Source organism: Parabacteroides sp. KHUB-03 (assembly GCF_056640975.1).
Map to the genome: position 1 here is coordinate 1,754,310 of NZ_CM153257.1, position 24,796 is coordinate 1,779,105.

Genomic DNA, 24,796 nt, shown 5'->3' on the forward strand with positions numbered 1-24,796 from the left:
AGATTACTTTTTTGTTGAATGCCCTGAACCGGTATGTGTATAGACTTTTCCTTTAATAGGAATATTTTTATCCTGGGCAATACGGGTAGGAGTAGGATATTCCAGTTTTTCAAGTTCTACAATGGCATTCTTAATGTCTCCAAGCAACATGTCGGCCATGTCTCTACTGAATCCCTGGCGTACGACAACACGCATAACTACGTAATTTTCCAGTTTTTCCGGTAATGTGTAAGCAGGAACCATCCAGCCGCTCTGCTGCAATTTATCCTGCAGGTCGTAAAGTGTCCATTTTGCTTTCTGTGCATATTCCGGTTTCAGATACCAAATGAATAGCGGGTTTACAACTTCCTTACTGTAATTAACGAACGGAACCATTTTACCTATTTCATCGTGGATGTATTTGGCAATTTCCAAAGAGTTATACTGTATCTGTTTGTAACCTTCAAATCCCAAACGGATAAATTGGTAATATTGTCCCAGTATCTGTGCAGCCGGACGAGAGAAGTTCAAACCTACCTGTGTAATATTGGCTCCCAGATAATTTACACTGAATGACATTTCATCAGGCAAGTATTGTTTACCTTTCCAGACAACCCAGCCTAACCCCGGATAAACCAATCCGAATTTATGTCCTGACGTACTGATGGAAAGAACCCATTTCAAGCGGAAATCCCATTTTACTTCAGGATTCAGGAATGGTAAAATGAAACCACCGCTGGCAGCATCTACATGGATCGGAATGTCATAACCGGTTTTTGCATTGTAAGCATCAAGGGCTTTGTCAAGGGCTTCCACATCATCGTTCAGACCAGTCCATGTAACACCTTGGATAGGGACGATACAAATGGTGTTTTCATCACACATCTTTAATGCCTCTTCCGGATCAAGCGTTGTTTTGTCCAACGTTAAAGGTACCTGGCGCATTTCTATCTGCCACAACTGTGCGAATTTCTCCCATACAACCTGGAATCCGGCCGAGATAACAAAATTAGGCTTGTCTGTTGGTTTTCCTTGTGCCTGTCTTTTTTTACGCCAGCGCAACCATGCGGCAACACCCCCTAGCATACAAGCTTCGGATGAACCAATGGCCAGTGCGCCTGTTTTCCATTTTTCAGGGTCCGGAGAATTCCAAAGGTTAGCCATTATGTTGATACATTTTGCGTTCATAACAGCAATTCTCGGATATTCCGTTTCGTCGATGTAGTTGATATTGATTGCCTCGTTCATCAATTTGGTTGCATAGTCATCCATGTATGTGGTAACGAAGGTTGCCAAGTTCAAACGTGGCTGTGTTTGTGCGAAGGTTTCGTCTTTTACCATCTGGTACGCAATCTCCGGGGTCGTAGGACCATCAGGTATTTTATCTACCGGAGAGGGATTCAACATCATTTCGGAACCGAAAATTGCCGTTTTGGCATCACCTTTTCTGAAATCTGAGTCTTTCATTTTGATTTAGTTTTTGATGTTAATAATATGTTTGAATCAATGGGAATTTATGTCCCATCGAGCGTTTATAGCCAAACAGATGTCTTTTCCGAATGTTTTGCCGTTTTACATTATTTGGCGTTTTTTAGTGCCGTAGCACACTCGACCGATATATGCAAAACTTTCATCGTATATGATTTGTTTTTCGTAGAATAAATACTGTATCTTATGAAAATACAAACAGGACAGGGAACCATCCCTTTAATCACACTGGTGGGCATATGGTCTATATCAGCCTTAAACGCGTTACCAGGTCTGGCAGTGTCTCCTATCTTGGGGAAATTGGCCGTTATTTTTCCCAAATCGACGGAACTGGATATCCAGATGTTGTCATCGTTGCCTTCCTTATTGATTATTCCATTCATTATTTTGGCTGGTAAACTGAATGAGAAAGTAAATACGATATGGCTGTTGCAATCAGGACTGATTATTTTTGCACTTAGCGGTGTGTTATATTTGCTGTCTGATAAAATGTGGCAATTAATTGCAGTCAGTGCATTGATGGGAATAGGTTCGGGGTTGATAGTACCTTTATCGACAGGATTGATCTCTAAGTTTTTTATCGGGGCGTATCGTACGAAACAATTTGGGTTAAGTTCTGCTATTACAAACGTTACATTGGTAATAGCAACGATTGTTACCGGCTATCTTGCCGAAATTAACTGGCATCTGCCATTTGCCGTATATTTGTTGCCTATCGTTTCCATTGTCCTGTCGTTTTATTTAAAGAATAATATGGACAAGGTGGAACCGGCTACGGTTTCCGAAAAAACGACGGCAATACCATCCGGTCAGGTGGTTATAGAAGGTAAACTCGGAGTAGATATAAAGAAGCTGATCCAGATTATGCTTTTCTACGGGTTAGCTACTTACTTGGTTATAATCATTAGTTTTAACCTGCCTTTCCTGATGAAGGAGTATAAGTTTACGAGTGGCAATTCGGGACTGATGATTTCGTTGTTCTTTTTGGCTATTATGGCACCGGGCCTTATGCTGAACCAGATAGTAGGCTTGCTCAGGAATAAGACGAAGTTTTACAGTTTGCTGAGTATTGCTGTAGGGATGGCCTTGATAGTAGTTTCGCGAACCGAGTGGTTGATTGGTTTGGGATGTATTTTAATAGGATTGGGATATGGTGTTATCCAGCCGATTGCTTATGATAAAACTACGCGGACGGCTATTCCGAAAAAAGTGACTTTGGCGCTTGCGTTTGTCATGTCAATGAATTATCTGGCTATTTTATCATGCCCGTTCATTATCGATTTTTTCCAGTCGATGTTTGATATAAAATCCCAACAGTTTGCTTTTATTTTTAATGGATGTATTGCACTTATTGCGGCTGTCTTTGCTTATGTAAAACGAGATTCATTCTTATTTGATGATAAATTATAAAACAAGTATAAACAGTGAAGAATAAAAAGTTAGAAGCGAATATCAGTATGGTTGTCGGTAAGACATTCAGCGGTTTGAACATGAATGCCTTGAAGTATTTATTGCCGTTTTGGTTGAGTCCTCTGCTGGGGGCTACTTTGCGGTGTGTATTTGCAGCGGTGGCATTTTGGATCATAGGGTTGTTTATGAAAAAAGAACCGGCTTCATCGAAAGATAAAGTAATGTTGTTTCTTTTAGGGGCGATCGGAATATATGGTTTTATGTTCCTTTACCTGATAGGATTAAGTAAAACTACACCCGTGTCGAGTTCTATATTCACCAGTCTGCAACCGATATGGGTGTTTGTAATCATGGTCCTGTTTTATAGAGAGAAGGTTACATTTATGAAGATTTTAGGCATTGCCGTTGGATTGGGAGGTGCCTTGCTTTGTATTCTGACGCAAAAAAGTGATGATTTGGCGGCGGATGCATTTAATGGGAATATGCTATGTCTGGCAAGTTCTGTGTTTTATGCCGTATATCTGGTGTTAAGTAAACGGGTTTTAATGTCGGTGGATATGATAACGATGCTACGTTATACATTTACGGGAGCTGCATTTTCCAGTTTAATCATTTTACCTTTTTATGGGTTCGAGGCACGTTTGTTTTCGGATGCATTTCAATGGTGGCCATTTGTTGTGTTGATGTTTGTACTTATATTTCCAACTGTACTGACCTATTTCCTTGTTCCTGTCGGGTTAGAATATTTGAGTACGACATTGGTTGCCATTTATGGTTATTTGATACTGATTGTGGCAACTATAACTTCTTTACTTTTAGGTCAGGATCGTTTTAGCTGGATGCAAACGACAGCTATTTTGCTAATATGTTTTGGCGTTTATTTAGTAGAAATTGCTGAAGGAAAAGAGAAAAAAGCTGCAAATCTTTCTTAAAGGCAGGAACTAATTGTATATACAAAAATGTTACTGTGTTAGTATTAACTATAAAACGGATCTGCTATGAACAGAGAAAAAGCAAGAAGGAAGATGTTGAAGTACCGGTTAGCTTTGGGGGAACCTACAAACGATAAATTGGCAGTTATATATTCCGTAAAGGTAACGACTATACGGATTGTAGATTATCCTAAAAAGACAACTGATGCCAAGAAATAAAAAACATCCCGATGATTTTATAAAATGTTCCCGATGATTTGTACAAATCATCGGGAACATTTTTTCTTATGGAGCCAACCTTTCAATCTTCCACGTTTTATCGTCTCCATTCTGAGTGTATAAAATGCGGTCATGCCTGCTTTGTATTACTTGGCTTTGTGGAGAAATCCGGACACCTATTCTACTTTTATAGGGTCTGTTGGCAAAGTAAGTATCAGATTCTTCAAGGGAGCTTCATTATCATAATAAAGTCGTTCATATAGTAACCGTTTCCGATATGGTGGTCGCGGATTGCGACTTCTTCAAATCCCATATGTTTGTAAAAGTTGACAGCCGGATTATGCCGGTTTACATATAATTCTATGGTAAAAGGGGTAGAACAGATGCTTTTCAGATAAGCAATGCCTTGTTCTATGATATATCTCCCTATGCCACTTCCGTGGGTTTCGGGTAGCGAGTATATTTTTTGAAAATTAAATAAATCATTTTCTTTTTTCTCGATAGATAAATAGCCTGCCGGTTCATCGTCTTTGAATATGATGAAAAACTGGTGATGTAATTCGTTCATTTGTTTGAGGATATTTTCCGGTGCATACATCATGTCAAACATGTAATCCAACTGTTCTTTGGATAGAATACTTCCATAAGTGTTTCCCCAAGTACGGAAAGCCAGGGAACGAATTGTTAAACAATCATCTGTTGTTGCTTTTTTAATTGAGAACATATTATATTTATTTTAAACGAACAAATGTACAAATTAAAATAAATGGGACTGCATTTTAGCTTGATTTCACATTTAAAATGAGGTTTATTCAAGGAAAAGAATATCTTTGTGGGCGTTTACTATAAGTGAAAATATAATTTATAATATAAGTAGGAAATGGATACAAAAATTCAGGAACTGACCGACAAAATCTACCAAGAAGGAGTAGAGAAAGGGAATGAAGAAGCTGGACGGATTATTGCAGATGCTAATTCACAGAAGCAAACTATTATAAGTGAAGCAGAAGCAGAAGCAAAACGCATAGTTGCCGCCGCTGAAAAACAGGCTTCCGAATTGAAGAAAAACACGGAAGCAGAGTTAAAATTATTTGCTACCCAATCTGTTGAGGCGCTAAAGAGTGAAGTGGCAAACCTCATTACAGGAGAAATCGTTTCCTCAAATGTGAAAGCGGCTGTTTCTGATAAGGCATTTATGCAAAAAGTAATCCTTGATATGACAAAAGAATGGGTGCAAAATGAAGCTCTTACTATTCAGACAAATGATGCGGATGCACTTGCCAAATATTTTGAAACTAATGCTAAAGACCTGCTAAATAAAGGTGTCAAGATAGAGAAAGTAAACGGTAAAGAAACCTCATTCGCAATTATTCCGGCTGACGGCTCCTATAAAGTAACCTTTGGTGAAGAGGAGTTTGTGACATTCTTCAAGGAATTTCTTCGTCCGCAGTTGGTAGAAATGTTATTCTAAATTATGAGTAAGTATTATTACTTAATAGCCGGACTCCCCAATATTGCATTAGATGATAGCAAACTGACTTATTCTGTTGCCGAATTCAGGCAAGAGATTGATAATCAATTGTCTGATGCTGACAGGAAATTGATTGATCTGTTTTTTCTCAAGTATGAGAATCTGAACGTGATTAATCATGCCAAATATCCGGACAGAGACTCTGATCCTCGGGGAAGGATTACGTACGACGAATTCAACGAACTTTATAAGGCGTTGAAAGAAGAAGAAAAACCTCCTAAAAACAATAACATACCTTCTTATTTCGTTGAATTTTTCAAGCTTTATTTGGCAGAAGAAGCTAAGGAAAATAAAGGAGAAAAGGAGTATATTTCGTGGGAAGACCGTTTGGCTGCTCTATATTATTCATACGCGATGGATTGCGGGAATGCTTTTGTAAGAGAGTGGTTTGAACTTAACCTGAATATAAACAATATGCTAACGGCCATTACTTGCCGTAAATATGGTTTTGATAAGGCGGGTTATATCGTGGGGCATAATGACGTTGCAGAAAGTATTCGTACTTCTAATGCGCGCGACTTCGGATTAGGCGATACTATAGATTATTTACCCGAACTACAGCGGATAGCAGAAGAATCGGATCTTATAGTACGTGAAAAAAAAGTAGATATTCTGAAATGGAAATGGCTTGACGATAACACGTTTTTTAAAACGTTTGATATAGAAAGTGTATTTGCTTATCTGTTGAAGCTGGAAATGATAGAACGTTGGGTAACTTTGGATAAAAATACAGGCGAGAAAACGTTCCGTGAAATAATAGGCGCAATGAAGAAGGGAAGTGAAAATGCGTTGGAAGAATTTAAAAGAAACAATAATAAATAATTATGGCTACGAAAGGAATTGTAAAAGGAATCGTATCCAACCTGGTAACCGTTGAGGTGGATGGGCCGGTTTCTCAAAATGAAATCTGTTACATTTCCGTCGGAGGTGTGAAACTGATGTCGGAAGTAATTAAAGTAATAGGTAAGAATGCCTTTGTACAGGTGTTTGAAAGTACACGTGGTATGCGGGTAGGTGATGAGGCCGAATTCCAGGGACACATGTTAGAGGTAACGTTGGGACCGGGCATGTTGTCGCGTAATTATGACGGTTTGCAGAATGACCTGGATAAGATGGATGGTGTTTTCCTGAAGCGTGGAGAATATACATTTGCGCTTGATAATGATAAAAAGTGGGATTTCAAACCATTGGCGAAAGCCGGGGATAAGGTTGTTGCCGGTGACTGGTTGGGTGAAGTGGATGAAAACTTCCAACCTCATAAAATTATGGTGCCTTTTACATTTCAAGGTACATTTACTGTAAAGTCCGTAATTGCGGCCGGGCAATATACCATCAACGAAACGATAGCTGTCCTTACAGACGAGAATGGTAACGATATTAATGTTACTATGATCCAGAAATGGCCGGTAAAGAAAGCTATTACCTGCTATAAAGAAAAACCCCGTCCCTATAAATTGCTGGAAACAGGCGTTCGTACGATAGACACTGTTAACCCGATCGTGGAAGGTGGTACCGGTTTTATTCCCGGACCTTTTGGTACAGGCAAAACTGTACTTCAGCATGCTATTTCCAAACAGGCTGAAGCTGATATTGTAATTATTGCTGCCTGCGGTGAACGTGCAAATGAGGTTGTGGAAATCTTTACTGAATTTCCTGAATTAGTAGACCCTCATACGGGACGTAAGCTGATGGAACGTACCATTATTATTGCAAATACATCCAACATGCCAGTTGCTGCACGTGAAGCTTCTGTATATACGGCAATGACAATTGCAGAATATTACCGTAGTATGGGATTGAAAGTTTTGCTAATGGCGGACTCTACTTCCCGTTGGGCACAGGCGTTGCGTGAAATGTCCAATCGTTTGGAAGAACTTCCCGGACCGGATGCGTTTCCTATGGACTTGTCGGCTATTGTGGCAAATTTCTATGCCCGCGCAGGTTTCGTACACTTAAATAATAATGCAACAGGATCTGTAACGTTTATTGGTACGGTATCTCCGGCCGGCGGTAACTTAAAGGAACCCGTAACAGAGAATACGAAAAAAGTAGCTCGTTGTTTCTATGCGCTGGAGCAGGAACGTGCAGACCGTAAACGTTATCCGGCTGTAAATCCGATTGACAGCTATTCCAAGTATCTCGAATATCCCGAATTTCAAGAATATATAGCAAAACATATTTCTCCTGCCTGGATCGAGAAAGTAAATGAAATCAAAACCCGTATGTTGCGTGGTAAGGAAATTGCCGAGCAAATCAATATTTTGGGTGACGATGGAGTTCCTGTTGAATATCACGTTACATTTTGGAAGTCTGAACTTATAGACTTTGTTATTTTACAGCAGGACGCTTTTGATACAATTGACGCCGTAACTCCACTGGCCCGTCAGGAATTTATGCTGGATAAGGTAGTAAATATCTGTCGTGCTGATTTTAAGTTTGATACTTTCCTGGAAGTTATGGATTATTTTAAGAAGATGATTAATATCTTCAAACAGATGAACTATTCCGAATATGAAAGTGACCAGTTTAAAAAGTTCAATGCAGAACTGGATGCTTTGGTTAAGGAGCGAGTTGAACAATGATAACCGTCAGCTAAAAATAATGTTATGGCAACAAAAGCATTTCAAAAAATATATACGAAAATTACCCAGATAACAAAAGCTACCTGTTCGTTGAAAGCAACAGGTGTCGGGTATGATGAGTTGGCTTCCGTTGATGGAAAACTGGCTCAGGTAGTAAAGATTATCGGCGACGAAGTTACGCTGCAGGTGTTTTCCGGAACAGAAGGTATTCGTACAAACGCAGAAGTAGTGTTTATGGGTAAAGCTCCTTCTTTGAAAGTTGGAGATCAGTTGGCAGGCCGTTTCTTTAATGCTTATGGTGATCCGATCGATGGCGGTCCGGTGCCCGAAGGAAAAGAAGTGGAAATTGGCGGTCCGTCTGTAAACCCGGTTCGTCGTCAACAACCTTCAGAGTTGATCGCTACAGGTATTGCCGGCATCGACTTGAACAATACATTGGTGACAGGACAGAAGATTCCGTTTTTTGCCGATCCAGACCAACCTTTTAACCAAGTAATGGCTATGGTAGCATTACGTGCTCAGTCGGATAAGATTATCTTAGGTGGTATGGGGATGACAAATGATGACTACCTGTTTTTCAAGAATACATTTAGCAATGCCGGTGCGTTGGACCGTATCGTTAGTTTTATCAATACAACGGAAGACCCTTCCGTAGAACGTATCTTGATTCCGGATATGGCTCTTTCTGCCGCCGAATATTTTGCAGTTCAGAAGAATGAAAAAGTATTGGTGTTGTTGACGGATATGACTAACTATGCCGATGCTTTGGCTATTGTGTCTAACCGTATGGATCAGATTCCTTCAAAAGACTCAATGCCGGGTTCTTTATATTCTGACCTGGCTAAGATTTATGAAAAGGCAGTTCAGTTCCCGGCAGGTGGTTCTATTACGATTATTGCTGTAACCACATTGTCTGGCGGCGATATTACGCATGCAGTGCCTGATAATACCGGTTATATTACGGAAGGCCAGTTGTATCTTCGTCGTGACAGTGACGTAGGTAAGGTTATTGTAGATCCATTCCGAAGCTTATCACGTTTGAAACAGTTGGTAACAGGAAAGAAAACGCGTGAAGATCATCCTCAGGTAATGAATGCGGCAGTCCGTTTGTACGCCGATGCCGCCAATGCGAAGACTAAGCTTGAAAATGGTTTTGACCTGACTGACTACGACAACCGTACATTGGCATTTGCAAAAGATTATTCATCAAAATTGCTTGCTATTGATGTTAATTTGGATACAACAGAAATGCTTGATGTTGCATGGAATTTGTTTGCACATTATTTCACTCCGGAAGAAGTAAATATTAAGCAGGCGCTGGTAGATAAATATTGGCCGAAATAATTCCTTCCGAACGAAATTGGAATTTCTCCCGAGAGAAGTTTGATTTTTTTCCGAATGGAATCTAAAATATATAAATATGGCAATAAAGTTTCAATATAATAAAACATCACTTCAGCAACTGGAAAAGCAACTGAAGATGCGTGAACGTTCCCTGCCTACTATTAAGAGCAAGGAAAGTGCGTTGCGTATCGAAGTGAAGCGAACCAAAGATGAAGCGAATAGATTGGAACTTCAGCTGGAACAAGAGATTCAGAGTTATGAAGACATGGTTGCTTTGTGGAATGAGTTTAATCCTGAATTGATTAAAGTGCAGGATGTGACTCTTTCGACAAAGAAAATAGCCGGTGTGGTTGTTCCTATACTCGACGAAATAAAGTTTGAAATAGGACACTATAGTCTTTTTAATGCTCCTGCCTGGTATACCGACGGTATCGAGTTGCTGAAAAAATTGGCTCGTACGGGTATTGAAGCAGAGTTTTCGAATATGAAGCTGGAGTTGTTGGAGCATGCCAGGAAAAAGACTACTCAAAAAGTAAACCTTTTTGAAAAAGTGCAGATTCCGGGCTATAAAGATGCGATTCGTAAAGTGAAACGGTTTATGGAAGATGAAGAGAGTCTTTCTAAATCTTCACAAAAGATCATGCGGTCTAATCAGGAAAAACGTAAGGCAAAAGAAGAAAAAGAGGAGGCTGAAGTATGATAGTAAAGATGAGCAAATATGCCTATATGGTATACCATAAGGAATATGATACCTTTCTGAGCTTATTGCGTGAACTGGGGGTTGTCCATATCCGGGAAACAAAATCTATTACTGATGATGACAACCTTCAAAAACTTCTGTCTGAACGCAAAAGGGTTAATGTCTTGATGCGTTTCTTTAAGAATCTGCATGCTTCAGAAAAGGATATTAAGTTAGCTCCGGCCCGTGAACTTGACAAAAAGGATGGTTTGAAGTTGCTTGATAAAATAGAAGAACTGCAAGAAAAGAAAACTCAACTTGTAGCTTATAAGCAATCTCTGGAAAAGGATATTGACTATATGTCGATATGGGGCGAGTTTAGTTATCAAAATATTAATCGTCTGAAAAGAGCCGGATATGATATTACTTTTTTTTCTTGTCCGACAGCTAAATATGAACCGGTTTGGGGTGAATTATATAATGCATTTCTCATAAATAATTTTCAGTCGATTACCTATTTTGTAACAATAACTAAAGAAGGTACATTGATTGATATCGATGCCGACCGTCCTAAAATGCCGGCAATGGGAATAGCTAAATTGAATATCCGCTACAAGCAATGTCTTCAAGAAATTAAAGATGTTGAAAATGAGCTGAAACGGATGGCCGTCGACGATTATAATACGTTGGATGCTTTTGACCGGAGTTTGCAAAACGAGTTTAATTTAGCAAATGCTTTAGTTCAAACGGATAAACAAGCTGGTGACAAGTTGATGTTATTGGAAGGATGGGTTCCTACAGAAAATGCACCGGCGATGGAAGCAGGTTTGGAAAAACACGGATATTTCTTCCACGCTTTGGAAATAGAGGAAGGTGATTCTGTTCCTATCAAATTACGTAATAATAAGTTCAGCAAACTATACGAACCGATTACACGTATGTTTTCGTTGCCTAATTATACGGAATTTGATCCCACACCTTTCTTTGCCCCATTTTTCATGTTGTTTTTCGGGCTTTGCTTTGGTGACGGAGGATATGGCCTGTTAGTGCTTATAGTTTGTACGATTCTGAAAAGAAAGGTAAATCCTGACTTTAAACCCTATTTGACCTTATTCCAATATTTGGGATTAGCGGCGGTTATTGTTGGTACTTGTACAGGTTCATTCTTTGGTATAGAATTGGCAAAGGTTCCTGCATTTTCAGCCGTTAAGGAGTACTTTGTGAATAGTGATAATCTGATGACATTCTCAATTATTATCGGATTGGTTCAGATTATATTTGGTAAAGCTGTTGCAGCTTTAAAAACAATGTCTCAGAAAGGTACGAAATATGGTGTTGCTCCATTTGCATGGGTGTTCATTATCACGGCCTTGTGTTGTGTGTTTGGTCTTCCTATGTTGAATGTTCATTTACCGGAAATAGTATCTGATATCTTCCTTGGAATTGCCGGATTAGGGTTGCTGGTTGCGTTCCTTTACAATACGCCGGGCAAGAATGTATTCCTGAATTTCGGAACCGGATTATGGAACACTTATAATATGGCCTCCGGGCTATTGGGTGATACACTATCTTATATCCGTTTGTTTGCAATTGGACTGACCGGCTCCATTTTAGGAGGCGTGTTTAATTCACTGGCTGTGGATATGACGGAAGGTATGAATATTGTAGCACGTATTATCTGTATGTTACTGATCCTTCTGGTAGGACATTCGATAAATATAGGTTTGTGTACCATTAGTTCATTGGTGCATCCGCTTCGTCTTATTTTCGTTGAGTATTATAAAAATGCTGAATTTGAAGGTGGCGGTAAGGAATACAAACCTTTTAAACAATTATAAATAGTAATTTAAGTAACAACAAAAGAATAAATTAAAAAAACAGTTTTATTATGGGACCAATTTTATTAGCTTATCTGGGTATTGCATTGATGACAGGTTTAACCTTTATCGGCAGTAGTTATGGTGTTACAATTTGTGGTAACGCTGTTGTAGGTGCAATGAAGAAGAATCCGGATGCACTGGGTACTTATATTGCATTAAGTGCATTGCCATCTTCACAGGGATTGTATGGATTCGTTGGTTATTTTATGATGCAGAAATTTTTGGTCGAAGGCATTTCATGGCTAACAGCTTGTGGTGTATTTGGTGCAGGTCTGGTATTAGGATTTGCCGGCCTTTATTCTTCTATCCGTCAGGCTCAGGTTTGTGCTAACGGTATTGCAGGTGTTGGTGCCGGTCATAATGTTTTTGGTGCAACTATGGTGATGGCCGTATTCCCTGAATTATATGCAATTCTGGCTTTACTGGTTGTTATTTTGATTGGAGGAACACTTCCGGTAGCATAATTAAATTAAAGAATAGGTTTTGAAGAAAGGCTTCCTTTTGGGAAGCCTTTCTTTGTTGTTTAAAAAGGGGAAATATGTCCTTATAGTTGTTTCAAAAAGTGGAATATTAAGTTATTTACAAAGGAAAATATACATTTCAAATATTAATTTTTTGAGTACATTCTTTTAGATTCATCTTTGTAAGGTAAGCTTACAAAAGGATAAAAGTTTAATTTTTTAAGATTATTGTTATGAATGTAGATTTTTCAAAGCCGTTATATATTCAATCATCTAAAACAGGATCTGGAGGTGGTGTTGTAAACTGTCAGAAAGGTATGGAAGATACAGGAAAGTTTAATATTAAAGCACAAAGTGACGGTACTGTAACTATCGAGTCTGTAAAATATCCGGGCGTATATTTACGAATGGATGGCAGTGGTATTCGTTCGTTTGCCGGTGCAGGAGCAGGAAATTTTTTGTTTTGTAATAGTAGTTTGATGTAAAAGCGATGTCAGAGAATAGCTCTGGCATCGCTTATTAAATTCCAGATATTCCAAATAGCTTTCACCGAGCATTGTTAGTAGAATATTAAGAATTTGATTCAACTTTGTTGAAAATCGGATCAAATTAATGGTAATTATACTATATAATTGAATTAAAGATTATACTCGTTGTGCAGTTGTGTCAAAATATTATGTTGATTTGTATGTCATTATTTTGTCATAATTATAATATTCATGTAATTCATGATCTTCTATAGATATAATTTTTTTGAAATGAAGAATAAAAGATAAGGTTACTTATTTTTGCTTTGTCAGTTCTTCGTATGCACTTTTTAATTTCAGATGGTATTGGTGCTTTTCATAGCTGGGACCATTATGTCCTTTTGCAAAATTTGCCCAGTCTTTGTCGATTAAGAATTGAGCTAATTTAGACTTATGTAGGAATATAATGAAGTGGCGGAGTTGATTTTGTTCGCTCTTTTTTTCTTTTTCCATAAAAACGATTACACTTTTTTCTCCACATAATTTATGATTGCTGCCCATAATTTGACCAATGCCGGAACTGATGCTCATCAAGGCTGCTATTTCATGAATCTTCATGGCTTCATTTAAACGGTCATACTCTTTTATTCCTCCTTTATAAAGCTCTTGATTCCATGTTGGAGATAATATATTAGGATGTTCTTTTTGTAAAGGGACAGGATCAATGCCGACATTTTTTAGTTCTCTCCAGAAATGATGAGCTTCAAAAAGTATTGCAGGCTTACCCGGAGCCAAAAAACCACCACGTCCGCCGGTTTCAACTTTTAAAACGGCTTTGAGGCATGCCGGTTCCACATCTAACATATTTGCTGCTAAAATAATATCTTCTTCAGTTATTTTTTCTTGTGCAGGTCTGTTGGAAAATGTCAGAGCATCCCAGCATACAATACCCACAATGCCGTCGGTATCCAGGTTATGTTTACTTTGAAACAGAATGACATTTTCACGTGTGGCTTCATCGAATGTACCATTTATTTCTTGTTTATATTCGTTTTGAAGTAATAGCTCCTGAAGATAACGGACATCTTTACCTGTATTGCTTAATTTTATCGTTTTCATAATATGTCTATGTTGTTATAAATCTAATTTCAGAAAAAATTGGTTTTAAATCGGGAATTTTTACTTTTAGTATAGCTACTGTATTTTTGTGTATATTTCCGACTTTATCAGATAACTCAATATAGCCTTTCCCGTTTGGGAAAGTTACACTGTAATATAAGTAATCGGCCGCTTTACGTGTTTCTAAAAGCCGTTGATCACACATGCGGAGGAAAAAAAGATAAGCATCTGTAAAGCTGCTTACTTTAATAATCCTTATTTCCGGATGTCGTTTGCTTTTAGCCTTACCAATCGGAGATTGATTTTTTAAAAGGAAATAGATTGTTTTTTGGTAACATCCATTTCCTTTTTGGTGATCGTTTTTTCCTTTACGGCTGACTAATTGCCATATATGCATCTTTAATTTACGAAAGAAATCAAATCCCATTTTTATTATCTGTTAAAATGACTTTTCTTTTCAAGATTATCTTGAGCTTGTTTTACTTTTCGTAAAGCATCTATTGCGGGTTTGGACTTTGTCCGGTCTATCGTCAGTTGTAGATGACACGAAGGACATTGTAATCCTCGGGATGTAATTAATTCATAGATTGATGTATGAATAAATTTTCCACATTGCGGGCATTTGAGCCCGACTTTTTGCTCACGGGCATTGTCTTCTATATTTGCCATTATTTACCTCCTTCTTCTTCGGTTACCTCTTCAACTTCAATATCCTCTACTTGCACATTGTTTGCCGTTAAATGGAGTAAGTTTGATAATCCGGCAGGCATATCGGCCTGACGCATTTTAACCCTGATTTTCATGTTGGCTGATAAGCTTTGCTGGATATTACCGGAATTTGTTCCGTCACTTTGTTTAGGTGCTAATGATGCACGAAGTTTGAATCCTCCATTATTATCCTCACTGACACTTTTTCCTTCTTCTGTAGAGAAATGTTCTTCAGTAGTCTCTGTTAACGCATCTAGAATTTTGATGTCAAAGTCGAAATCGGCTTCTTGAATTTGTAGTAGAGGTAGAGGTACGAGTGTTAACAATGGAATGCTTACACTTTGCTGTTTATTTCCATTCACATCTTGATTGGTATAATTGAAAGTCAGCATCCGTATTTTTCCTGTTTTACCTGTTGCCGGATCGTATGAATCAAAAGCTATTTTCATCAGATAATCCAGATAACTACGGGACGATAACGCATCGGCTTCAATAGTTGCAATTAACGGACCTGCTATTAATTGCTGTAGTTCCATTACCTGGCTGCTATTGGTTCTTTTCTTTTTATCTTCCATAACTTTTGTTTATTTCATAACGAAGTCTTCATAGTTTTCTTCTTCTTCTAATTGCGAAAGGGAAAAACTGCGTGGACTAAATTTTAATTTAAACGAATGGATTGCTTCTTCCGGCATATTTATAAGTTCTTCGGCTGTAATAGCAACATCTAGTTGGGGAAATGATTTGAACTTTTTGAAGTTGGCATCTTTGGAAAGCTTCTCAATTAATCCGGAAATAGCTTTTTGCATATTTACTTCTGCTGTTTCACGTAGTTTATCGCCTTCTGTACCAGAGAATAGTTCATCAAGATCAGTATCATATAGAAACTTCTTTCGGACTACGTCTGTGATTCTACTTAATATAACTTCTTGTTTGATAGAACCATTGTTTCTGTCTACCGCTTCGTATATGTTTGACCGGAAAGCTTTTCTCATATTACGACTCAGAAAAGCCCAGAATTCTCTATGGAAAGCCGTTTCACTTTTAAGTCTTTCAAAAAAGTGTTTTTCACCTTCTTTACCCTCTATGTCCGAGGTCATTATAGTGGACATAACGCTACTGATTACAACTTTTGCTGTTTCTTCGCAAAGTTCATTCAGAAATTGCCTGAATTTATTGTACTTAATATTGAACTGTTGTTGACTTTCCGATGCATTTTTTACACCATACTTCAATTCTAATTCCATATCGCTTACCATAACGTTTGGTAGTTGGAAATCTTTTACTTTTCCGTCTTTTCCGTACGATTCGCTAAGTGCCAGCGAGTAAAGATTAGCTTCATGCTGTGCTGAAATGATGTCTCTTAAAATAGAGCCTATTACTGAACTTAACTGAGCCATAATATGATTTTTTTAATTAACTTTTTGCTTTTAATCTTCTATACCATCTTCTCCAGCATTATTGTTGGCTGATGCAGTTTCGACTTTGATTTCGACTTCCTTGCCGCCTTCTACAAATACTTTGTATGTACCTGCGCTCAATTCGATAACTTTACTGTCGCCATCTATCTTAAAGTCTTCTCCATTTGAGTTTCCGCCGCTAATTTTCAATGCTTTTGGAGACAATAGGCCGTTTTTGTTTTTGTACGTTGCTATTAAGCGTGCTTTTTCCTGTCCGTTAATTGTAAAACGGGTGCTGTTAACTTCCAATGTACCTTCAGGATCGGATACATCCAAAGCGTTACCTAATAATTCCAAAACTTTGGCAAGACCTGCAGGCATACTATCTTGACCGGCTTTTACAGCCACGTCCATAGTGTATTCTACACTGTACTTTGATTCTTCTGTAGCTTTAGAGTCTTTCTTTGATGAATAGTTGGCATTCATCTTTGCATCCATGTGGAACGGGCCAACTTTCAAACCGGCAGTCACTTCAGCACTACCGCCCATACTTGTGTTCTCTGATACTTCTGACGTGCTGGATGATGAAGCAGAAATACTGGCTTTAAAATTAATATCGATACTATGGATAGCGATATAAGGAATAGGAACGATTGTCAACAAAGGCACATTCAACTGTACCATGCGTCCTCCTTGTAAGAATGAAAAAGATACGGTAACAGCTGTTTTTTCGTGTGTTTCCGGATCTTCGTTCAAGCCGACTTCCTGAATAAATTTCCAGGTTGTTTGTGCTGCCATAGCCTGAGCTTCAATACATGCTTGTAATGGGCCGCCAATAATTGATCCAAAAGGAATTGCCTGCAATGCATTGGTTGCAACTTGCGACGGAGTTTTGTCAATAGCCATAATAATAATCTCCTTTTTTAATTGTTGTTTTTAATACTGTTGTTTTCGTAAGCTTACGATGCAAAACTATGGATAAACGTTAGTCGTGGAAATTATCTTCTTTAGTTGAAGGAATATCCTTTTTATTTTTTCGTTTTCTGTATTTGAATGGCGATTTTGTTTCTTCCAGTATATCGAAACATGCAGATACTTGTTGACTGTAAGGACAGCTTACAGGCAATTGTTTTTTTCCAACATATAATATATTTCCTATAAAAGCATCCACTTTATGCATATTTACAATATAAGAGCGATGAATGCGTACAAAGATGGTTGACGGTAATTTTTGTTCCATCTCCGTCAATGAATGAATAATAATAATTTTAGTACCTTGCATTAGATGAATTTCACAGTAACTTCCATCTACCTCTATCCATTGGATATCGGTATACAGATATTTACGGAAGAAATCTTTTTGGCGAATAAATAATCCGTCTTTTACATGACAGATAGATTCAGATTTTGTGTTCATGCTAAAAATAGAATTAAAGAGCTCGGTGAAAGCTATAATGAAATATCAGTGAATTACACTGATCATTTTTTATTTATATTCCTCTCTGATGTAAGTTCCACCAGGGGATAGAAACAGAGTACTGTCTTTCTTGCTATATGATATAAAAATACGTCCTTCTGCTTGAATATAGGTTCCATATTGGGTTTGTAAGATGGGATAAATAATAGGATATTTTTCTCTGTTTACAGTAATATGATGCACTATAGCAATGTAACCACTCTCCGTTGAAAGGATAGAGATACGCGGTCGCCCTTGTATGCTTATCCAATTTCCACAGATGTAATCAATGGATGATGTATCAGTCTGTTTCTTACAATCATATAAAAATAAAAAACAATAAGAAAGTAGTATTGATGTAATGATAATTTTGTTCATAATATTGTAAATAGAATGATGTTTGAAGCAAAAATACAAGTCTGATTATTTTAGCAGCAAGAAACTTTTTGGATTATTGTTTTTATTTTTTGGTTTAGGTATAATTCCGGATATATAGAAATTATCCGGTAATATTGTAAAAAGGAATATCACCAAACCAAAAAATAAAATTATTCTGTCAAGAGCATTCATCTAGTTTTGCAACCGAATCAATTTATAAATAAATAATAAAAGGAGGTTGTATTATGAAATCTGTCACTTTAGCATTATTGGCCATATTATGTTTGTCTTGTTCAAAAGAAGAAACAGATTATACAAATTGTAAAACAAGTAAAGAAGTTGTACAAAAGTTTCATTCTTATTTTTGTTATCCGGTAGATAAGCTGACATGCCAATTGGATGGATATATGGATGGTGAATACGTTGTTCAGGTTACATCGAGTGATGTGCCATGTCAATTATTTTCAGATATTACAGGGATCAAAATTGTTCTTAAAGATTCGTATGAATATTCTTTTGTATCGGATGACGGTATTTTTATTCGGATCAATGGTAAAAGAACATCTGAAAATGCTATATATGCAACCTGGCGTATAAATATTCCTGAGATACCCGGAGTTTCAATAATCCATTTTGCTAGTCAGGATATAGCTAATGGAACAAACGGAGAGCCTGTAGGAGGAGTTCCTGTTATTTTTGTAGCAGGTACACAATATGAGGTCCGCGTATTATTTACTCCGGGTGGACTCGGTGACTTATCGTATAATGATGATATTTTCAGGGGAATATTGCAAGAACAAAAGCAAACAGGATTCTGATTACGATATAATAGGTTCAATGGTAAAAAAAACAGGCGATTGTGTAGGTGCATACATACGTCAATGGATAGGGGGTAAAAATATTCCTATGCATCAATTATACGGATTAGAATCAGGATACACCTATTTCCAATTGGCTGATTTATATATAGTGGAAAACATTTAATATTGGAATATAATACATCAGACGGTTCCCGGCGGACGAATGCTTATGCTGCCCATTTATCAATTGCTACGGAAAAACGGATTGGATGACGATCATATTCTGCTAATTGTTGAAGACGATAGGCTCGCATGTTTCAGTTTATAATGCGGAATATTTTGATAATCTGTATAACTCGTCCATAAATGAATTTATTTATACTCCTCATTGATCATATTAATTGTTTTATGGAGTACTTTCTGCGTATTTATACTTGTATTGGTTATAGATTTTGCCATTAACGGAAGTGTAGTCAGCATGTATTGACAAAAGGTGCTATCTTGTGCTATTTGCTTCCATTGCTCTTTTGCGGTCGGGACGTGTGCATTATTTGGTAGATGGGCATAGAAATTGGAGAGTTGTTCAATCCGGACTTCTCTATAGTGAGTATCCATATCTTTTATGATATTAATGTATTCGTAGCATTCAAACAGTTGAAGCAATAATTGCTTGTTTTTCATTCGTTGCATGGTGCCTGATACTTTTGTCATATCTAAGGCATTATTTTTCAGGAACCAATAGTAATAAAGACGGTGATGATTATAGTATCGGTTTACAATATTTTCGTCAATATTTTCTTTCTGGATGATATTACGGTAAAGTAATTCAGAAAATGCGATTTCATCTTTGCAGTGATTTTGTATGTTGGAAAGCTCAACTAAATCATACTCTAGTTCGTTTACCATCATTTGCATAACCTGGAGATCTTCATTTGCCTCTATATAATTTTCTATCAGGTTTTCGCCATAAAATGTGGCAGTAATGCTAATTATTACGACAGATAGTTCCGTTGTATAATCAGCCCACCAATCAGCATGTTGTTTAAACTTTTGATATAAAGCCTTTAGTAAACCAATCATGAATTATCTCTTTTTACAGGGTAAATATCGGTATTCATCCAGAGAGAAATCAATCTATTTATTGGTTATGGTATTTTCTTTTCCGGGTTATGTTTCCTATAAGATAAAAGCCCCGGAATTATTTTAATTCGCAGGGCTTTTATTTGATCAATCTGGTGTAGAACCTGTTTCTCTATTTTTCTGAAAATAATAATAATCTATTGTTTGGATCTGTCCATTCATTAAGAAGAACACGCAAATCGCTATATTCAGCCGGAGTAAATTGTTGCTTATTCAATTCGATGGTGCGAATTACTTCAATGGTACTGTCTTTGGAAGTAATTGTTTGTGTAACTTTTCCGTAAGGCTTACTTACCACGGTCTGTCCAACTGGAGTTTTTAATGTTAATCCTTCAGCATTATTTATTGCGTAGGTAATTTCTTCCTGTAGGAGAGAGGGTATTTCAAACAATCCGGTGCGTTTGCTAGGCAATGATGAAATATTCCACGTATCTATACCTTTTAATAGAACAGGTAATGTGTAAATTATAAAACCACCTTTTGCCATAGAGGCATCAATATTTATTTCTTTGTTTTCTTTTATAATAAGAGGTTGGGTATTCACCTGGATTTGTTTTCCATCAAGTGTGAAAATGTTATCTAATATGCCCCGGGCTTTTACATTAATTGGTTCCATGTTAAAAGCTGACAAATACAGGTCTTCACTGTTGGAAGTCGCTTTTACCATAAATTTTTTTATACTGCGAATACCTGCAATGTTTGCATCTATATTTGCAGGATAGAAAGCAACTATTTCCGATTTTATACCAGCTGCATTAAGCATAGAACAGAGTAATTGTGTTTTTTCTGTTGCTGTCCCATAAGCGCTACGTAATACATCATCTGCGTTGCGAATGGTGAATCCTGTATAATCCAGAGGAATTGGGCATAGATCTATATTCTCAACAACATGGCGTTGAGTAATTTCTATCTTTTCTTTATCATTGGTTGCGTTTTCTGTAATATATTGTGCAAACGCTTTACTTTCATAATTCATAGAATTATTGAAACATTGTTTCATATATCCAAGAGCTTCGGATTGTGATGTGTAAGTTGTAGCAATAAGACGAGGCGTACCATCGTTATTCTCCGGTAGAAATGCTTCACGGGAAGAGGCTGGAACATTATGCAAAGTCCAATTTACTGTTTTTTGCCCGTTGCTGCTTGTCTCAATGGCTTTCGCGCTCGAATCATAGAGATGATACGTAAGAGTTGTGTTGTGAGGAACAATAATTGTCAATGAATACTCTTTTACCGGCGAAGTTGCAGATAGAAGCTCTTCTATATCGAGTGCCGGATAGAATCCAGGCTTGGATATAATAGAATAATCCAGATAAATAGTAGCTCCTAACTCTAATCCGGTATGTACTACCACCATTTCTTTTAAGTTATTATAAGCCGGGGCGTCTGCTGCAAAACGGGGCAAGACTTCTACAAAAGCGTTTGGAGGAGTTTCAACAATAGAACCATCCTTTTGTACGGTATAAGAAGAATGTATTTGTAATTCCTGATATTGTGGGTTGTACAAAATGAAACTTTCTCCATACGTGCCATTCATAGCCGTATGAGTATAGAGTGTTAACTCCATAGCGTAGCGATATTCCTGACTGCCATCAGAATTCAATTTGTATGTTTTTCCCACTTTCTTGTATTCTGCTTCTGATGCTGCAAATGCAGATATTGAGGTAAACAGCAAGCAAAAGAGAAGAACGGATATTTTATTTATTTTATTCATGGTTTTTATTTTTCAATTATTATATAGTCTCCGAAACTTTTATGGGCGTTTACTGCTGCACGGAATCCTTCCCAGTCGGCAGCTTCATAAACACGTTTTTTTAAGGAAAGTTTTTGATGAAGCTCAATAGTATTTCCTTTTTGTTTGAGTGAGCCATCAAAATCGGCGGCCGTACTTTGTTTATGGTCTTCTTTGTCTGTTTGCATCATTGTATATCCTTTCGGCAATTGAATTGTTTCGTCCAATTCTACCAAACGGGAACAGGCATCTTTAAATCCGTAATTGCGGTTTTTTAAATCGGTGTTAATACGCAAATAGCTTTTTACCTGATTATACAAATTATTCATCACCATAGGTTTAAATATTATGTGTTTTCCGGCAACGGAAGCATATTGAGGGATCTCATATGTGAAAGTCATCCGTATAGGCGCTGCCTGATAATTTTTCGGATCTTTACCATAATCCACTTTTAGCAATTTTGCTTTAGGTGATATATTTAGCAATTGCTTTTCCAGAGTATTTTGCCAGTCAGACTGCCAACCTCGGGTAAAAATACTACGAATGTTACTGTCTGATTGTCCTTCTGCAGTAATGGTAAATTGTCCGCGTAAAGTACCATTAATATCTAATTTATTGTTTGCTTTGATACGTATATAGTGGTTTTCAGGTGCGGAAACAGGAGTAAGGCATAAATCGGAACCTTCAGGCACACCAGGCAAATAGTTCTGTTGCTGTTCGGCACTACTCCATAATTCACGGCAGAAAGGAACCCAGGTCGGATCGAGCGGCATATAAGTTCCATTAGATAATTTAACTACGGCAACACAATGATTAAAATGGTCTGCCGGAATACTTTCGACACGGCTACCTGCCATTGTCATAGCCGGATAAGCTTCAAATCCTGCCATGCGAAGGAATGAAATTAATGTCCCTGCAATATCTTTACAAACACCACAGCGATCGGTATAATTCATTTTGGTATTATGAAGCGTAAATCCTTCTCCTTTCCCCATTGAGATGCCAGCATAACGGATATTGTCTGCAACCCAATGTGTTAAAACGGCAATCTTTTCCATTTCCGTGCTTTTGCCTTTTATCAGTTCATCTACTTTTTTCTGGGCTTCGGGGAGTGGTGCAAAGCTATTGTAGTCTTCGTTTACCTTATTAAACCAAAGAGACTTATCTTGCCATTTGGGGGTTGACGACATCATCAGTTTGGGTGCACAGTCAAATAAGTCAACCATATTAGGCTCCTTTTTGAATGGCAGCATATCCTTCATTGCAAAAGTATAGACTTTCAGTCCGTCTTCATACCGCATTGACGAAGTACATTCTCCCTGATAGAATTGAAATTGCATATCTTTTTCCATAGGGATGGAAACTGTATATACTTTGCGTACGGTAGGTTCTGTTGCCCAGAAAGGAACAATGTCATAAAATTGTCCATACATAGGAGGGACGAAACGTGATTCATCATCATCTCCTGCTAGGAGGGCGTAGGTAAATCCTTTCTTTGCAATTTTATATTCTATAATATCACCGGGATAAAGACGGCCTACTTCCATCATGATTTGGCGTGCTCCCCAGTAAATAGCCCGTGCCGGTGCGGCATAGTCACAAGCTTGAGTAATATCCAGATTAATCACATCTCCGTTTGTACGATAGATTGTGACATAACGAAACTCTGCAAATGCAGTCAACGGATCATAATCATATTTAATAATCCGATTTTGAACCGCTCCTTTAGGTGTTTGTACTTTTATTTTCTTGTATATTACAAAAGAGCCGGATCCCGAAGGTTGTACTGTAACGGCAGTGCTATCCAGTAAAGTGATATAATCGGCAGTTGCATACATTTTTTGTTTTTCGGTTGTTGGATCTTGCGGTAGCTGACAACAAGAGTTACTCTGTCCGTATGCTGACGAGTATATCAACAATGAAAACATTACAATAAATAAGTGTTTCATAATTATATAGTGTTATTTGTTACCTGTAATTTAATAGCGAGCTTTCTGCATTCCGGACGGTTTATCTTTCCATTACCTGTATATGGAATGGATTCTACCTTATAAATACGCTTTGGTTGCTGGTATTTGGGTAAAATCTCTTTTATGTGTTGTGCAATATCTTCTTCTTTTTCAATTAACAAAATAAGCACTTCTCCAAATTTAGGATCGGGAATAGAAGTTATAGCAAAGTTGCAGGAAATAATAGAATTAAGAGCTTTCTCAACTTGTTCTATCTGAATTTTGACCCCTCCGCTATTTACTACGTTGTCTTTTCGTCCGATGATAGAGAAACTTCCATCAGGAAAAATCTGTGCTATGTCATTTGTCTCTAATATGTTGTCGCACACACAAGGTGCATGTATTGTTAATGTCTGTTCCTGAGAGAGTGAAATATTGACTGATGGGAATGGCATGTATCGTACAGATCTGCCTTTTCCGTTTATTTTTCGAAGAGCAATATGTGAGAGTGTTTCTGTCATGCCATAAGTCGAGTAGATTGAATTTGGAAGTTTTCTTATCTGTTTTTCCAAAGCATTGTCAATAGCACTTCCTCCAATGATTAAGATGTCAATTTGTTTGAGTCTTTCTGTTTCTTCCGTAACTTGTAATGTATTATAAACTTGCAAAGGAATCATGGCTGCAAAACGAAATGGAGTGTTTACGCCAGCCATCGGATGTCCGGATGGTGTACGAATAACCAGATTTAATCCGGCAACCAATGAGCGTACAACCATCATTTTCCCGCCCACATATAGTAACGGCATACAGAGTAAGGCTCTGTCCCCTTTTTGCAAATTCAGAAATGAACAGGTCATTATTGCGCTTTGCATCATTTGTTCTTTCCGTACGGTTCGTTTTTTCGGGTTTCCGGTAGAGCCTGATGTTTGCAAAGTGATAGTAGGAGATTCATTGAACCAGTCTGCTAAGAAAGCATATAGATCATTTCTGAACTCGGTATCCTGATTCGTATTTGTTTTTAATAAATCCTCAATGTTATCTTGCGTATATACAACACCTTCTAATGTCAAATGTTGTTTTTTAATATCAAGTATATATTCTTTTAAAGTAGTTGTGTGCATAACTAACTGTTTGACAAATCACGA

The 24,796-nt window shown here is 37.6% G+C and carries 25 protein-coding genes and 1 pseudogene; 12 read left to right on the forward strand and 14 right to left on the reverse strand.

Annotated features, from left to right (window positions below):
- Positions 1–3: 3 nt before the first annotated feature.
- Positions 4–1,446: a glutamate decarboxylase gene (gene gad, locus ACYIB7_RS07595; RefSeq protein ID WP_480338427.1), complete on the reverse strand. Its 1,443-nt coding sequence runs from the start codon at positions 1,444–1,446 to the stop codon at positions 4–6.
- Between the two features lie 207 nt (positions 1,447–1,653).
- On the opposite strand from gad, the gene ACYIB7_RS07600 reads away from it, so the two are divergent.
- The 3 genes from ACYIB7_RS07600 to ACYIB7_RS07610 all read left to right on the forward strand — a co-directional run bounded on the left by ACYIB7_RS07600 (position 1,654) and on the right by ACYIB7_RS07610 (position 4,028).
- Entirely contained in the window at positions 1,654–2,877 is a 1,224-nt protein-coding gene (locus ACYIB7_RS07600; protein WP_103982384.1) for an MFS transporter, read from the forward strand.
- 14 nt (positions 2,878–2,891) lie between these two features.
- Positions 2,892–3,809, forward strand: coding sequence for a DMT family transporter (locus ACYIB7_RS07605; protein ID WP_103982385.1), 918 nt, complete (start codon positions 2,892–2,894; stop codon positions 3,807–3,809).
- Positions 3,810–3,875: 66 nt separating this feature from the next.
- Positions 3,876–4,028: a hypothetical protein gene (locus ACYIB7_RS07610; RefSeq protein ID WP_158228549.1), complete on the forward strand. Its 153-nt coding sequence runs from the start codon at positions 3,876–3,878 to the stop codon at positions 4,026–4,028.
- 66 nt (positions 4,029–4,094) lie between these two features.
- Here the strand turns inward: ACYIB7_RS07610 and ACYIB7_RS07615 are convergent.
- Together ACYIB7_RS07615 and ACYIB7_RS07620 are read right to left on the reverse strand one after the other, a co-directional pair.
- A pseudogene (locus ACYIB7_RS07615) lies at positions 4,095–4,259 on the reverse strand (pyridoxine 5'-phosphate oxidase C-terminal domain-containing protein); the annotation flags it as partial.
- Positions 4,252–4,752, reverse strand: a complete 501-nt coding sequence (locus ACYIB7_RS07620; protein WP_103982386.1) for a GNAT family N-acetyltransferase — start codon at positions 4,750–4,752, stop codon at positions 4,252–4,254. The gene ACYIB7_RS07620 and the pseudogene ACYIB7_RS07615, both read right to left, overlap by 8 nt.
- Before the next feature lie 156 nt (positions 4,753–4,908).
- Here ACYIB7_RS07620 and ACYIB7_RS07625 point away from each other — a divergent pair, with 156 nt between their 5' ends.
- The 8 genes from ACYIB7_RS07625 (at position 4,909) to ACYIB7_RS07660 (ending at position 12,990) form a co-directional block, all read left to right on the forward strand.
- Positions 4,909–5,499 (forward strand): hypothetical protein, encoded by a 591-nt coding sequence (locus tag ACYIB7_RS07625; protein ID WP_099465723.1) that lies wholly within the window; start codon positions 4,909–4,911, stop codon positions 5,497–5,499.
- A 3-nt stretch (positions 5,500–5,502) separates the two neighbouring features.
- The gene (locus ACYIB7_RS07630; RefSeq protein ID WP_480338428.1) at positions 5,503–6,381 is read left to right on the forward strand and encodes a DUF2764 domain-containing protein; all 879 of its coding nucleotides are present in this window, start codon (positions 5,503–5,505) and stop codon (positions 6,379–6,381) included.
- Positions 6,382–6,383: 2 nt separating this feature from the next.
- Positions 6,384–8,141 (forward strand): V-type ATP synthase subunit A, encoded by a 1,758-nt coding sequence (locus ACYIB7_RS07635; protein ID WP_103982388.1) that lies wholly within the window; start codon positions 6,384–6,386, stop codon positions 8,139–8,141.
- Positions 8,142–8,165: 24 nt separating this feature from the next.
- Positions 8,166–9,485, forward strand: a complete 1,320-nt coding sequence (locus ACYIB7_RS07640; protein WP_099465720.1) for a V-type ATP synthase subunit B — start codon at positions 8,166–8,168, stop codon at positions 9,483–9,485.
- 76 nt (positions 9,486–9,561) lie between these two features.
- Positions 9,562–10,185, forward strand: coding sequence for a V-type ATP synthase subunit D (locus tag ACYIB7_RS07645; RefSeq protein ID WP_099465719.1), 624 nt, complete (start codon positions 9,562–9,564; stop codon positions 10,183–10,185).
- On the forward strand, positions 10,182–12,002 hold the full coding sequence (locus ACYIB7_RS07650; protein WP_103982389.1) for a V-type ATP synthase subunit I: 1,821 nt from the start codon (positions 10,182–10,184) through the stop codon (positions 12,000–12,002). Before ACYIB7_RS07645 ends, ACYIB7_RS07650 begins: the two co-directional genes overlap by 4 nt.
- Before the next feature lie 50 nt (positions 12,003–12,052).
- The gene (locus ACYIB7_RS07655; RefSeq protein WP_103982390.1) at positions 12,053–12,508 is read left to right on the forward strand and encodes an ATPase; all 456 of its coding nucleotides are present in this window, start codon (positions 12,053–12,055) and stop codon (positions 12,506–12,508) included.
- A 230-nt stretch (positions 12,509–12,738) separates the two neighbouring features.
- Positions 12,739–12,990 carry a fibroblast growth factor gene (locus tag ACYIB7_RS07660; RefSeq protein WP_103982391.1) on the forward strand — a complete coding sequence of 84 codons (252 nt, stop codon included), beginning with the start codon at positions 12,739–12,741 and terminating at the stop codon, positions 12,988–12,990.
- A 297-nt stretch (positions 12,991–13,287) separates the two neighbouring features.
- Here ACYIB7_RS07660 and ACYIB7_RS07665 read toward each other — a convergent pair whose 3' ends face one another.
- The 7 genes from ACYIB7_RS07665 to ACYIB7_RS07695 form a co-directional block, all read right to left on the reverse strand.
- Entirely contained in the window at positions 13,288–14,091 is an 804-nt protein-coding gene (locus ACYIB7_RS07665; RefSeq protein WP_480338429.1) for an N-acetylmuramidase domain-containing protein, read from the reverse strand.
- 7 nt (positions 14,092–14,098) lie between these two features.
- Positions 14,099–14,518, reverse strand: coding sequence for a hypothetical protein (locus ACYIB7_RS07670; protein ID WP_103982393.1), 420 nt, complete (start codon positions 14,516–14,518; stop codon positions 14,099–14,101).
- Positions 14,519–14,759: 241 nt separating this feature from the next.
- Positions 14,760–15,374: a DUF2589 domain-containing protein gene (locus ACYIB7_RS07675; protein ID WP_103982395.1), complete on the reverse strand. Its 615-nt coding sequence runs from the start codon at positions 15,372–15,374 to the stop codon at positions 14,760–14,762.
- A 9-nt stretch (positions 15,375–15,383) separates the two neighbouring features.
- Positions 15,384–16,196, reverse strand: coding sequence for a hypothetical protein (locus ACYIB7_RS07680; protein WP_103982396.1), 813 nt, complete (start codon positions 16,194–16,196; stop codon positions 15,384–15,386).
- 30 nt (positions 16,197–16,226) lie between these two features.
- Positions 16,227–17,102: a DUF2589 domain-containing protein gene (locus ACYIB7_RS07685; protein WP_103982397.1), complete on the reverse strand. Its 876-nt coding sequence runs from the start codon at positions 17,100–17,102 to the stop codon at positions 16,227–16,229.
- A 79-nt stretch (positions 17,103–17,181) separates the two neighbouring features.
- Positions 17,182–17,613, reverse strand: coding sequence for a LytR/AlgR family response regulator transcription factor (locus tag ACYIB7_RS07690; RefSeq protein WP_455628054.1), 432 nt, complete (start codon positions 17,611–17,613; stop codon positions 17,182–17,184).
- Positions 17,614–17,682: 69 nt separating this feature from the next.
- Positions 17,683–18,030 carry a DUF3876 domain-containing protein gene (locus ACYIB7_RS07695; protein WP_103982399.1) on the reverse strand — a complete coding sequence of 116 codons (348 nt, stop codon included), beginning with the start codon at positions 18,028–18,030 and terminating at the stop codon, positions 17,683–17,685.
- Positions 18,031–18,275: 245 nt separating this feature from the next.
- On the opposite strand from ACYIB7_RS07695, the gene ACYIB7_RS07700 reads away from it, so the two are divergent.
- The gene (locus ACYIB7_RS07700) at positions 18,276–18,848 is read left to right on the forward strand and encodes a hypothetical protein (RefSeq protein WP_480338430.1); all 573 of its coding nucleotides are present in this window, start codon (positions 18,276–18,278) and stop codon (positions 18,846–18,848) included.
- A 354-nt stretch (positions 18,849–19,202) separates the two neighbouring features.
- On the opposite strand, the gene ACYIB7_RS07705 is transcribed toward ACYIB7_RS07700, so the two are convergent.
- From ACYIB7_RS07705 to ACYIB7_RS07720, 4 genes are all read right to left on the reverse strand, one after another.
- Positions 19,203–19,910 carry a hypothetical protein gene (locus ACYIB7_RS07705; RefSeq protein ID WP_103982401.1) on the reverse strand — a complete coding sequence of 236 codons (708 nt, stop codon included), beginning with the start codon at positions 19,908–19,910 and terminating at the stop codon, positions 19,203–19,205.
- 172 nt (positions 19,911–20,082) lie between these two features.
- Positions 20,083–21,684 carry a DUF3857 domain-containing protein gene (locus ACYIB7_RS07710; protein ID WP_103982402.1) on the reverse strand — a complete coding sequence of 534 codons (1,602 nt, stop codon included), beginning with the start codon at positions 21,682–21,684 and terminating at the stop codon, positions 20,083–20,085.
- A 5-nt stretch (positions 21,685–21,689) separates the two neighbouring features.
- The gene (locus tag ACYIB7_RS07715) at positions 21,690–23,651 is read right to left on the reverse strand and encodes a DUF3857 domain-containing protein (protein ID WP_103982403.1); all 1,962 of its coding nucleotides are present in this window, start codon (positions 23,649–23,651) and stop codon (positions 21,690–21,692) included.
- Positions 23,652–23,653: 2 nt separating this feature from the next.
- Entirely contained in the window at positions 23,654–24,772 is a 1,119-nt protein-coding gene (locus tag ACYIB7_RS07720) for an AMP-binding protein (RefSeq protein ID WP_103982404.1), read from the reverse strand.
- Positions 24,773–24,796: the final 24 nt, after the last annotated feature.

Bases quoted from the DNA above. Each gene is read 5' to 3' on its own strand.
- ACYIB7_RS07660 (WP_103982391.1), top strand. From the start codon at position 12,739: ATGAATGTAGATTTTTCAAAGCCGTTATATATTCAATCATCTAAAACA.
- ACYIB7_RS07610 (WP_158228549.1), top strand. From the start codon at position 3,876: ATGAACAGAGAAAAAGCAAGAAGGAAGATGTTGAAGTACCGGTTAGCT.
- ACYIB7_RS07655 (WP_103982390.1), top strand. From the start codon at position 12,053: ATGGGACCAATTTTATTAGCTTATCTGGGTATTGCATTGATGACAGGT.
- ACYIB7_RS07700 (WP_480338430.1), top strand. From the start codon at position 18,276: ATGAAATCTGTCACTTTAGCATTATTGGCCATATTATGTTTGTCTTGT.
- ACYIB7_RS07695 (WP_103982399.1), bottom strand. From the start codon at position 18,030: ATGAACAAAATTATCATTACATCAATACTACTTTCTTATTGTTTTTTA.
- ACYIB7_RS07685 (WP_103982397.1), bottom strand. From the start codon at position 17,102: ATGGCTATTGACAAAACTCCGTCGCAAGTTGCAACCAATGCATTGCAG.
- ACYIB7_RS07705 (WP_103982401.1), bottom strand. From the start codon at position 19,910: ATGATTGGTTTACTAAAGGCTTTATATCAAAAGTTTAAACAACATGCT.
- ACYIB7_RS07680 (WP_103982396.1), bottom strand. From the start codon at position 16,196: ATGGCTCAGTTAAGTTCAGTAATAGGCTCTATTTTAAGAGACATCATT.
- ACYIB7_RS07720 (WP_103982404.1), bottom strand. From the start codon at position 24,772: ATGCACACAACTACTTTAAAAGAATATATACTTGATATTAAAAAACAA.
- ACYIB7_RS07630 (WP_480338428.1), top strand. From the start codon at position 5,503: ATGAGTAAGTATTATTACTTAATAGCCGGACTCCCCAATATTGCATTA.
- ACYIB7_RS07675 (WP_103982395.1), bottom strand. From the start codon at position 15,374: ATGGAAGATAAAAAGAAAAGAACCAATAGCAGCCAGGTAATGGAACTA.
- ACYIB7_RS07645 (WP_099465719.1), top strand. From the start codon at position 9,562: ATGGCAATAAAGTTTCAATATAATAAAACATCACTTCAGCAACTGGAA.
- ACYIB7_RS07625 (WP_099465723.1), top strand. From the start codon at position 4,909: ATGGATACAAAAATTCAGGAACTGACCGACAAAATCTACCAAGAAGGA.
- ACYIB7_RS07665 (WP_480338429.1), bottom strand. From the start codon at position 14,091: ATGAAAACGATAAAATTAAGCAATACAGGTAAAGATGTCCGTTATCTT.
- ACYIB7_RS07710 (WP_103982402.1), bottom strand. From the start codon at position 21,684: ATGAATAAAATAAATAAAATATCCGTTCTTCTCTTTTGCTTGCTGTTT.
- ACYIB7_RS07650 (WP_103982389.1), top strand. From the start codon at position 10,182: ATGATAGTAAAGATGAGCAAATATGCCTATATGGTATACCATAAGGAA.
- ACYIB7_RS07670 (WP_103982393.1), bottom strand. From the start codon at position 14,518: ATGGGATTTGATTTCTTTCGTAAATTAAAGATGCATATATGGCAATTA.
- ACYIB7_RS07600 (WP_103982384.1), top strand. From the start codon at position 1,654: ATGAAAATACAAACAGGACAGGGAACCATCCCTTTAATCACACTGGTG.
- ACYIB7_RS07635 (WP_103982388.1), top strand. From the start codon at position 6,384: ATGGCTACGAAAGGAATTGTAAAAGGAATCGTATCCAACCTGGTAACC.
- gad (WP_480338427.1), bottom strand. From the start codon at position 1,446: ATGAAAGACTCAGATTTCAGAAAAGGTGATGCCAAAACGGCAATTTTC.
- ACYIB7_RS07690 (WP_455628054.1), bottom strand. From the start codon at position 17,613: ATGAACACAAAATCTGAATCTATCTGTCATGTAAAAGACGGATTATTT.
- ACYIB7_RS07620 (WP_103982386.1), bottom strand. From the start codon at position 4,752: ATGTTCTCAATTAAAAAAGCAACAACAGATGATTGTTTAACAATTCGT.
- ACYIB7_RS07715 (WP_103982403.1), bottom strand. From the start codon at position 23,651: ATGAAACACTTATTTATTGTAATGTTTTCATTGTTGATATACTCGTCA.
- ACYIB7_RS07640 (WP_099465720.1), top strand. From the start codon at position 8,166: ATGGCAACAAAAGCATTTCAAAAAATATATACGAAAATTACCCAGATA.